Here is a 9,373-nt window from a genome sequence, read left to right on the forward strand (position 1 = left end):
GGTCTCCAAAAAAGCGGCACAAGATCGTGCCTGCCTGGATGAACGCCCTGGCCCGCCGGTTTATTCCCTGACCCGCGAAATAATCAGCGGCTGCGCTGCTTCATGGCCCGCTCCACCTCACGCTTGCCTTCGCGGTCCTTGATGGTGTCGCGTTTGTCGTGCTCGGCCTTGCCCTTGGCCAGGGCAATTTCCACCTTGACCTTGCCGTTCTTCCAGTGCAGGTTCAGCGGCACCAGGGTGTGGCCCTTCTGCTCGACCTTGCCGACCAGGCGGCGGATCTCTTCCTTGTGCAGCAACAGCTTCTTGGTGCGTACCGAGTCGGGGCGCACATGGGTGGACGCCGTGTTGAGCGGGTTGATCTGGCAGCCGATGAGGAACAACTCGCCGCTCTTGATGACGACATAACCATCGGTCAGCTGCACCTTGCCCTCGCGCAAGGCCTTGACCTCCCAGCCTTCGAGCACCATGCCGGCCTCGAAGCGCTCCTCGATGTGGTAATTGAAGAGGGCCTTCTTGTTGTCGGCAATGCGGGCGGGAAGGGCGGTTTTGGCGGTTTTTTTCTTGTCGGTGGACATGCGTCTGTATGTGGGGCCTTCCGCGCAAAATTACAATCGCGCGGCGGAGCAGCAAGTAACCCCGCATTCTATGAAAACTGTGAAGAAGTCCGTCCTGATCTGGTTCAGCCCGCAGCAGATGTTCGATCTGGTCACGCGCGTGGCGGACTACCCGCAGTTCCTGCCCTGGTGTGACCGTGCGCGCGTGATCGAGTCGCGTCCCGATGGGTTGACGGCCGAAGTCGGCATCGCCTTCAGCGGCTTGCACCAGGCCTTCACCACGCGCAACACGCACCAGAGCGGCCCGGACGGCAACAGCGTGCACATGACCTTGGTGGACGGCCCGTTCTCCCAGCTTGACGGGCACTGGACCTTCACCCCCGTGGGCGGCAGCGACGCGCATTGCAAGGTCGAGCTGACGCTGGAGTACGGCTTCGCCAATGCCTTGTTGGGCAAGCTGGTCGGCCCGGTGTTCGACAAGATCGCCGGCACCCTGGTCGACGCCTTCGTCAAGCGCGCCGAGCAGGTCTACGGCACCGCGTGAGGCGCGGGGACGACGCTCCAGCATGGACACCCCCACAGCGCAAGTGCAACTGCAACTGCAAACGCCAGGTTCATTACAGGCCATGACGACCATCACGGTCGTCGTGGCCCACGCGCATGCACCGCGGCAAGTGCGCGAGCAAATCTTGACCTTGCCCGCCGACGCCACCGTGGCACAAGCCGTGGCCGCCTGCGATTGGCCCGAGTTCCCCACGCACTGCTTGGCCGATCTGGCGGCGCAAGGAGTACTGGGCCTCTGGGGCCGCAAGACCACGCCCGAACAGGTGCTGCGCGAGGGCGACCGGGTCGAGCTGTACCGCCCCCTGAGGGTGGACCCCAAAGTGGCGCGGCGCGAGCGCTTCGCCAGCCAAGGCAGCAAACGCGCGGGGCTTTTCGCGCAACGCCGGGCCGGTGCCAAGGCTGGTTACTAGACAGAAAAGAAGCCTCTTGGCTCATCACGCGATGGTTCATTGAGCCAGCGAGAGGCCGCACACAGGCAACGCAGGCGGCTCTTGTACCCACGCGCAGACTCCCCCAAGAGAGCGCGGGTACAATGCTGTTTTTGGAGCCCTAGAACATGCGCCTTCTCGGTAAAGCGCTCACCTTCGACGACGTGTTGTTGGTGCCAGCGTACTCCCAGGTCCTGCCCAAGGACACTTCTCTCTCCACCCGCTTCTCCCGCAACATTGCCCTGAACCTGCCCCTGGTCTCCGCGGCCATGGACACGGTCACCGAAGCCCGCCTGGCGATCGCCATCGCCCAGGAAGGCGGCATGGGCATCATCCACAAGAACCTGACTGCCGCCGAGCAGGCCGCCCAGGTGGCCAAGGTCAAGCGCTACGAATCCGGCGTGCTGCGCGATCCGGTGGTGATCAACCCCAACGCCACGGTGCGCCAGGTCATGCAGCTGTCTGACCAACTTGGCGTGTCCGGCTTTCCGGTGGTAGACAACGGCAAGGTGGTCGGCATCGTGACCGGTCGCGACCTGCGCTTCGAAACCCGCTACGACCTGCCGGTGCGCGAGATCATGACGCCGCGCGAACGCCTGGTCACCATGCCCGACGGCACCACGCCCGGCGAAGCCAAGGCCCTGCTGAACAAGCACAAACTGGAACGGCTGCTGCTGGTCAACGACGCCTTCGAGCTCAAGGGCCTGATCACCGTCAAGGACATCACCAAGCAACTGAACTTCCCCAACGCCGCGCGCGACGCGGCCGGGCGCCTGCGCGTGGGCGCGGCGGTCGGCGTGGGCGAGGGCACGGAAGAACGCGTGGAAGCGCTGGTGAAAGCCGGCGTGGACGCCATCGTGGTGGACACGGCACACGGCCACAGCAAGGGCGTGATCGACCGCGTGCGCTGGGTCAAGAAGAACTATCCGCAAGTGGACGTGGTCGGCGGCAACATCGCCACCGGCGCCGCCGCGCGCGCGCTGGTCGACGTGGGCGCGGACGCGGTGAAGGTCGGCATCGGCCCCGGCTCCATCTGCACCACCCGCATCGTCGCGGGCGTGGGCGTGCCGCAGGTCATGGCCATCGACGGCGTGGCCACGGCCTTGCAAGGCACTGGCGTGCCGCTGATCGCCGACGGCGGCATCCGCTACAGCGGCGACATCGCCAAGGCCATCGCGGCAGGCGCGTCCACCGTGATGATGGGCAGCATGTTCGCTGGCACGGAAGAAGCCCCGGGCGAGGTCATCCTCTACGAAGGCCGCAGCTACAAGAGCTACCGTGGCATGGGCAGCATCGGCGCCATGCAGCAGGGCAGCGCCGACCGCTACTTCCAAGAGTCGACCGCTGGCAACCCTCAAGCAGACAAGCTGGTGCCCGAAGGCATCGAAGGCCGCGTGCCCTACAAGGGCTCGGTGGTCGCTATTCTGTTCCAGATGGCTGGCGGCGTGCGCGCCAGCATGGGCTACTGCGGTTGCGCCACCATCGACGAGATGAAGAACAAGGCCGAATTCGTGGAGATCACCAGCGCGGGCATGCGCGAAAGCCATGTCCACGACGTGCAGATCACCAAGGAAGCCCCCAACTACAGAGCAAATTAAACGGCTCAGAGTAACCAAGCCCGAACCCAGCGATGGTGTTCGGGCTTTTGACTTCTCAGTGACAAGCGATTTTTGCAGCCATGCAACACCAAAAAATCCTCATCCTTGATTTCGGCTCCCAGGTCACGCAGCTCATCGCCCGGCGGGTGCGCGAGGCGCACGTTTATTCCGAAGTCCATCCCTGTGACGTGACCGACGCGTGGATCCGTGACTACGCCAAGGACGGCAGGCTCAAGGGCGTCATCCTTTCGGGCAGCCACGCCAGCGTCTACGAGGAAACCACCGACAAGGCCCCGCAAGCCGTGTTTGAGCTGGGCGTGCCGGTGCTGGGCATCTGCTATGGCATGCAGGCCATGGCCCACCAACTCGGCGGCAAGGTCGAAGGCGGGCACAAGCGCGAGTTCGGTACCGCCGATGTCCGAGCGCATGGTCATACCCAGCTTTTCAATGGCATCCAGGACTACGCCACGCCCGAGGGGCACGGCATGCTCAAGGTCTGGATGAGCCATGGTGACAAGGTGACGGAGCTGCCTCCCGGCTTCAAGCTCATGGCCTCCACACCCTCCTGCCCGATCGCGGGCATGGCCGACGAGGCGCGCGGTTTCTACGCCGTGCAATTCCACCCGGAAGTCACGCACACGCTGCAGGGCAGGGCGATCCTGGAGCGCTTCGTGCTCGACATCTGCAAGACCCAGCCCGACTGGGTGATGGACGGCCACATCGACGAGGCCGTGGCAGCCATCAAGCACCAGGTGGGTGACGAGGAAGTCATCCTCGGCCTGTCGGGCGGCGTGGACTCTTCCGTGGCCGCCGCGCTGATCCACCGCGCCATCGGCGACCAACTCACCTGCGTGTTCGTGGACCACGGCCTCTTGCGCCTGAACGAAGGCGACATGGTGATGGAGATGTTCGCCGGCAAGCTGCACGCCAAGGTCGTGCGCGTGGACGCCAGCGAACTGTTCCTGCGCGAACTCGCGGGCGTCAACGACCCCGAGCAGAAGCGCAAAATCATCGGCCGCTTGTTCGTCGACGTGTTCAAGGCCGAGGCCGAGAAGCTGAAGGCGGCGCGCCCAGGTTCCAAGGGCGCGACCTTCCTGGCCCAGGGCACGATCTACCCCGATGTGATCGAGTCCGGCGGCGCCAAAAGCAAGAAGGCCGTCACCATCAAGAGCCACCACAACGTGGGCGGCCTGCCCGAGCAACTGGGTCTGAAGCTGCTGGAGCCGCTGCGTGACCTCTTCAAGGACGAGGTGCGCGAATTGGGCGTGGCCTTGGGCCTGCCGCACGACATGGTCTACCGCCATCCCTTCCCGGGCCCGGGCCTGGGCGTGCGCATCCTCGGCGAGGTGAAGAAGGAGTACGCCGACCTGCTGCGCCGCGCCGACGCCATCTTCATCGAGGAACTGCGCAACTTCAACGACGCGGAAACCGGCAAGACCTGGTACGACCTGACCAGTCAGGCCTTCACCGTCTTCCTGCCCGTCAAGAGCGTGGGCGTGATGGGCGACGGTCGCACCTACGACTACGTCGTGGCCCTGCGTGCCGTGCAGACCAGCGACTTCATGACCGCCGACTGGGCCGAGCTGCCCTACGCGCTGCTCAAGAAGGTCAGCAGCCGCATCATCAACGAGGTGCGCGGCATCAACCGCGTGACCTATGACGTGAGCAGCAAGCCGCCGGCGACGATTGAGTGGGAGTGAAATCAGGTCCTTCGGGGACTATCGTGACCTATCGAAAAGCTGTCGTAACGTGTTGATTTAAAAAGAAATACGTCCCGACAACTATCGGCGGCTATCGCCGGCCAGCAAAACGGATTGGCGGTAGAGGTGACGGTAGAAACCGGAAGCCGGATTAAGGTCCTCCCGTTTACTATCCAGACCAAACCGGTCTTTGACGGTAAATCACTCCTCAGGAAAGCTTATTTCATGCGGCTTTCCGAGCATCAGCAGGTCTCCTGTTCATGACGGTAAAAGCCGTCATGAACAGGAGGAAAAACCTCGATGCTTACCGACACCGCACCGCGCAATCTCAAGCCTAAATCCAAGATTTGCAGTTGGGCGCGCCGGAACCCCGGACGAGGTCGGCAACGTTGAGGCGCTGCTCATGGGGCCGGACGGTGGCTTCATCACGGGCAGCGACTTTTTTGATGGACGGTGGCGTGACCGCCGCGTACTGGCTCGGTGAGGCCACACCCAAGGCCGCACATTGATGAGTTCTCGGATGCACCCACATCAACACGCAAGGTCAACCCGTGCCGCGCTGGCAGTGCTGGCGATGCTGTTCACCACCTTGACGGCCAGCGCACAGGTGGGACAGACCGGAGGGCCGAAACCGAACCAGATACCTAACCCAAGCCCGACCGCACAACACACCAATGGCATCGGCATCAGCTTCGTGCGAATTCCTGCTGGAAGCTTCATGATGGGCGCGGGTGATGATGATCGGGAGGCCAGTGCTGCGGAGAAGCCCCACCACCGGGTGGCGATTTCTCGCCCGTTCTACCTGGCACGGCACGAAGTCACGCAAGCGCAGTGGGAAGCGGTGATGGGCAGCAGCCCCTATACGGCGCAGCGCTCAAATCCGTACTACGATTTGCCGGGCATAGCCGAGCGATTGCGCAAGCCGACCAACCCAGCCACTGCTTCGTGGAATGACGCCCAAACCTTCATCCAACGCCTGAACGAACGTGAAGGCCACGGCCGCTACCGACTTACGACGGAGGCTGAGTGGGAGTACGCGGCACGTGCTGGCACAACGACAGCCCACTCGTTCGGCAACGACGCGCGGCAACTCGGTCGAAACGCTTGGTATGGCGAGGATTTTGCGACCGGTTCCACGCATCCGGTCGGGCAGAAACTGCCCAACCCCTGGGGACTGTACGACGTCCACGGCAATGTCTGGGAATGGGTGTAGGACTGGTATAGCGAGGCCTGCTACGCAAACAGACCGACCAGCGATCCGCCGGGTCCGGCCTCAGGCACGAGCCGCATGGTGCGCGGCGGAAGCTGGCACGTTACCTCCGGGAGCTGGCGCTCCTCGTTTCGCAAGCCCTACGCCTCGGACTACCGAGGCCTCAGCATCGGCTTTCTGCTCCTGCTGGAGGAAGAAGCTGCCCCATCCCGAAGGAGTCAGAGTCCAATGCCCCGCCCCCTCAATGAGCAACAAGCCATCCACGCGCTCTACAGCCGCATGCACCGCGCCATGGTGGCCTCCGACACACGCACGTTGGCGTCCATGCTGACCGACGACTTTTGCCTCGTCCACATGACCGGGTATGACCAGCCCCGTTCTGAGTGGCTCGCGCACATCGAGTCGGGCCAGATGCGCTATCACAACTCCGTGGAAGAAGACGTCGTCGTGAAGGTCGATGGCAACAAGGCCACGCTGCGAGGCCGCAACCGGGTCAACGCCGACATCTGGGGAGCACGGGGAATCTGGCCGCTTCAACTCGACATCGACCTGACCCTGCACGACGGGCAATGGCTCATGTCGGGAGCACGGGCCTCCACGTACTGAGCTGGCATTGCGGGATTCATTTCATTGTTTGCACGATCCTGCACGGATCAGTTCCAAAGTGTGACAAGTCGCGCCAGGAAAACTATGCTGACGGACATGTTCAATTTCACCGTCCATCCCTCGAACGCGAGTATCCCCACGTCGGACGATGCGCTCCGGGTGACGGTGTTGAAAGCCGAGCTGGCGGCCAGCATTGCACGTCTCACGCAAGGAGACGGCGCCTTCGAGACGGCAATCCCCCGGCTCATCCTCGGCAAGGTATCACGCATCCTGCATCCCGTACACACGGTCTACGAACCGGCGCTGTGCGTGATCGCGCAAGGCAGCAAGCGGGTGCTGCTCGGCGACGATGTCTACGTCTACGACCCCAGCCAGTACCTCGTCTTTGCGCAGAACCTTCCCGTGGTTGGGCAGGTGATTGATGCGTCTCCCGAATGCCCGCACCTGGCGATGCGATTGAACCTCGACGTCAGGGAGATCACGGCCCTCGCGCTCGAGTTGGGGCTGGCGGGTAAGCCGTCTGGCGGCGATGTCGGAAGAGGCATCTACACCAGCGACAACACGGTGGCCTTGCTGGAGCCGTTGCTCCGCCTGTTGGCACTGCTGGAGACCCCTGAAGACATTCCAACCCTTTCGCCTTTGGTCACGCGAGAGATCGTGTACCGGCTGCTGAAGTCCCCTGACGGCTGGCGGCTCGCGCAGTTGGCCTTGGTCGAGAGCCACAGCCAGCGCGTCGCGCAGGTCATTGAGGTGTTGCGCAAGCGCTACGCCGAGTCGCTGCGCATGCAAGACCTTGCCCGGCAGGTGCATTGGAGTGTCTCTGCTCTGCACCATCACTTCAAGGCCATCACGGCCATGAGCCCACTGCAATACCAGAAGCAGTTGCGCCTGCAGGAAGCGCGGCGCGTGATGCTCAGCGAAAACATCGACGCTGCTGCCGCAGGGCACCGCGTGGGCTACGAAAGCCAATTCCAGTTCAACCGCGAGTACAGCCGTTTCTTCGGTGCGCCGCCCGCGCGTGACATCAAGCGATTGCGCGAACAGCAGGCGACCGGTGGCATGAGCGGCTGACGAACGATTGATCCGCAGGGCAGGCCGCGCGGCCCCTCTGCCTGAACAGCCCAAGCCGACGCCAGGGCGCCTTCAACGGTGGCCCATGACAAGCTCGTGCCGTCGCCGGAATGATACGGACGAACAGGCCATCAACGAGAGGAGTTTTGATCATGCAGAAACATCGCCCGACCGAAGCGCTGATGAACTTCATCGACCGCTGACCCAAGCCCTCCCCCGTAGACGAAGCAGAGGCACTCCATGACACGCGTGTTGATTCTCGGCGCCAACGGACAGATCGCCCGTGTGGCCACCGACCTATTCCTGGCCCATCCCGAGGTCCGGCTGACCCTGTTCGCACGCCAAGCCAAGCGCAGACTCAAATTCGAGGGCAACCCGAGTGTGACCATCGTCGAGGGGGATGTGCTCGACGCCCACGCCCTGGACGCAGTGATACCGGGCCACGATGTTGTGTATGCCAACCTGGCCGGGCCGCTGGAGCAGCAGGCACGGGCCATCGTTAAAGCTATGCAGGACGCCGGCGTCCACCGCCTGATCTTTATCGGTTCAATGGGGATCTACGACGAAGTGCCGGGCGAGCGGCACGGCAGCATCCTCGATCCCTACCGCAAGGCCGCTGCCGCCATCGAAGCCTCGTCGCTCGAGTACACCTTGCTGCGCCCGGCCTGGCTGAACAACCGCGACGAAATCGCCTACGGAACGACACAGAAGGGAGAGACCTTCCGGGCCTCCGGTGAGTCGGTGTCGCGCAAGAGTGTGGCCGACCTGGTGGTCCGTCTGGCGACCACGCCGGGGATGGAGATCCGGCACAGCCTGGGCGTTCACAAGGAGGTGTCTGGTGCGCGCTGACCCAGCATCGGCCAGGCCAGCGCATCGCGGATTGCTGGTGGCGATCATGCTTGCCAGCTACGCGATGATCGTGATCGACAACTCTATCGTGATCACCGGGCTGCCCTCCATCCGCGACGGCCTGGGATTCTCCGCAGGCGGCCTGTCGTGGGTGCAGAACGCATATGCACTTGCGTTCGGTGGTCTCATGCTGCTGGGAGCGCGCGCCGGTGATCTGATGGGCCGTCGGCGTGTCTTCGTGGCCGGCCTGGGGTTTTTCAGTTTGGCGTCATTGGGCATCGGGCTGGCCAGCTCGCCGGCCTGGCTGGTGGGAGCGCGCGCCATGCAAGGTATCGGCGCCGCCATCCTTGCCCCGTCCACGCTCGCCCTGCTGTCCACGAGCTTCGCGGAAGGAGCCGAGCGCAACCGGGTTCTCGGCTGGTACGGTGCAGTGGGCGGCATCACCGCCAGCCTGGGCTTGGTCGTGGGTGGCATCGTGGCGGACCTAGTGTCCTGGCGAGTCGGCTTCTTTATCAATGTCCCGATCGGTTTGTTGCTGATGTGGGGAGCTGGCCGGTACATCTTGGAGACGCCACGGCAGTCCGGCCGATTCGATGTCGCGGGCGCGACCCTGTCCGCGCTGGGCGTCGTCGCACTGGTCTATGGCCTGGTTCATGCGGCCGAGGAAAGCTGGCTGCATTGGGGAACGGCCGGGCCACTGTTGGCCGGCGTCGTGCTGGTCGCGTTATTCCTGCAGACTGAGCACCGTGCCGGCCAGCCCATCCTGCCGTTGCGGCTGGTCGCCAGCCGCGAA

At 63.7% G+C, this 9,373-nt stretch carries 10 protein-coding genes and 1 pseudogene; 10 read left to right on the top strand and 1 reads right to left on the bottom strand.

The window, feature by feature from the left end; all coding sequences use genetic code 11:
• Positions 1 to 83 precede the first annotated feature (83 nt).
• Positions 84 to 575 carry an SsrA-binding protein SmpB gene (gene smpB, locus HGR_RS03190; protein ID WP_006296641.1) on the bottom strand — a complete coding sequence of 164 codons (492 nt, stop codon included), beginning with the start codon at positions 573 to 575 and terminating at the stop codon, positions 84 to 86.
• Between the two features lie 70 nt (positions 576 to 645).
• Here smpB and HGR_RS03195 point away from each other — a divergent pair, with 70 nt between their 5' ends.
• From HGR_RS03195 to HGR_RS03235, 10 genes and pseudogenes are all read left to right on the top strand, one after another.
• On the top strand, positions 646 to 1,098 hold the full coding sequence (locus HGR_RS03195) for a type II toxin-antitoxin system RatA family toxin (RefSeq protein WP_006296642.1): 453 nt from the start codon (positions 646 to 648) through the stop codon (positions 1,096 to 1,098).
• A gap of 82 nt (positions 1,099 to 1,180) precedes the next feature.
• Positions 1,181 to 1,528 (top strand): RnfH family protein, encoded by a 348-nt coding sequence (locus tag HGR_RS03200; RefSeq protein ID WP_006296643.1) that lies wholly within the window; start codon positions 1,181 to 1,183, stop codon positions 1,526 to 1,528.
• A 146-nt stretch (positions 1,529 to 1,674) separates the two neighbouring features.
• The gene (gene guaB / locus HGR_RS03205) at positions 1,675 to 3,144 is read left to right on the top strand and encodes an IMP dehydrogenase (RefSeq protein WP_006296644.1); all 1,470 of its coding nucleotides are present in this window, start codon (positions 1,675 to 1,677) and stop codon (positions 3,142 to 3,144) included.
• Positions 3,145 to 3,224: 80 nt separating this feature from the next.
• Positions 3,225 to 4,844, top strand: a complete 1,620-nt coding sequence (gene guaA, locus HGR_RS03210) for a glutamine-hydrolyzing GMP synthase (protein WP_006296645.1) — start codon at positions 3,225 to 3,227, stop codon at positions 4,842 to 4,844.
• A 349-nt stretch (positions 4,845 to 5,193) separates the two neighbouring features.
• Positions 5,194 to 5,353, top strand: a pseudogene (locus HGR_RS17745) (SDR family oxidoreductase); the annotation flags it as partial.
• A 65-nt stretch (positions 5,354 to 5,418) separates the two neighbouring features.
• Complete coding sequence (locus HGR_RS03215) at positions 5,419 to 6,057, top strand: formylglycine-generating enzyme family protein (RefSeq protein ID WP_169312666.1); 639 nt, start codon at positions 5,419 to 5,421, stop codon at positions 6,055 to 6,057.
• A gap of 225 nt (positions 6,058 to 6,282) precedes the next feature.
• On the top strand, positions 6,283 to 6,660 hold the full coding sequence (locus HGR_RS17205; protein ID WP_006296647.1) for a nuclear transport factor 2 family protein: 378 nt from the start codon (positions 6,283 to 6,285) through the stop codon (positions 6,658 to 6,660).
• A 96-nt stretch (positions 6,661 to 6,756) separates the two neighbouring features.
• Complete coding sequence (locus HGR_RS03225) at positions 6,757 to 7,731, top strand: AraC family transcriptional regulator (protein WP_039852217.1); 975 nt, start codon at positions 6,757 to 6,759, stop codon at positions 7,729 to 7,731.
• A 240-nt stretch (positions 7,732 to 7,971) separates the two neighbouring features.
• On the top strand, positions 7,972 to 8,580 hold the full coding sequence (locus tag HGR_RS03230) for an NAD(P)H-binding protein (RefSeq protein WP_006296649.1): 609 nt from the start codon (positions 7,972 to 7,974) through the stop codon (positions 8,578 to 8,580).
• A 46-nt stretch (positions 8,581 to 8,626) separates the two neighbouring features.
• A partial coding sequence (locus HGR_RS03235) for an MFS transporter (protein WP_138922379.1) occupies positions 8,627 to 9,373 on the top strand: 747 nt, incomplete at its 3' end.

This window comes from Hylemonella gracilis ATCC 19624 (genome assembly GCF_000211835.1).
In the GTDB taxonomy this organism is placed as follows: Bacteria; Pseudomonadota; Gammaproteobacteria; order Burkholderiales; family Burkholderiaceae_C; genus Hylemonella; species Hylemonella gracilis.

Bases quoted from the DNA above. Each gene is read 5' to 3' on its own strand.
- HGR_RS03215 (WP_169312666.1), top strand. From the start codon at position 5,419: ATGCTGTTCACCACCTTGACGGCCAGCGCACAGGTGGGACAGACCGGA.
- HGR_RS03225 (WP_039852217.1), top strand. From the start codon at position 6,757: ATGTTCAATTTCACCGTCCATCCCTCGAACGCGAGTATCCCCACGTCG.
- HGR_RS03195 (WP_006296642.1), top strand. From the start codon at position 646: ATGAAAACTGTGAAGAAGTCCGTCCTGATCTGGTTCAGCCCGCAGCAG.
- HGR_RS17205 (WP_006296647.1), top strand. From the start codon at position 6,283: ATGCCCCGCCCCCTCAATGAGCAACAAGCCATCCACGCGCTCTACAGC.
- smpB (WP_006296641.1), bottom strand. From the start codon at position 575: ATGTCCACCGACAAGAAAAAAACCGCCAAAACCGCCCTTCCCGCCCGC.
- HGR_RS03200 (WP_006296643.1), top strand. From the start codon at position 1,181: ATGACGACCATCACGGTCGTCGTGGCCCACGCGCATGCACCGCGGCAA.
- guaB (WP_006296644.1), top strand. From the start codon at position 1,675: ATGCGCCTTCTCGGTAAAGCGCTCACCTTCGACGACGTGTTGTTGGTG.
- HGR_RS03230 (WP_006296649.1), top strand. From the start codon at position 7,972: ATGACACGCGTGTTGATTCTCGGCGCCAACGGACAGATCGCCCGTGTG.
- guaA (WP_006296645.1), top strand. From the start codon at position 3,225: ATGCAACACCAAAAAATCCTCATCCTTGATTTCGGCTCCCAGGTCACG.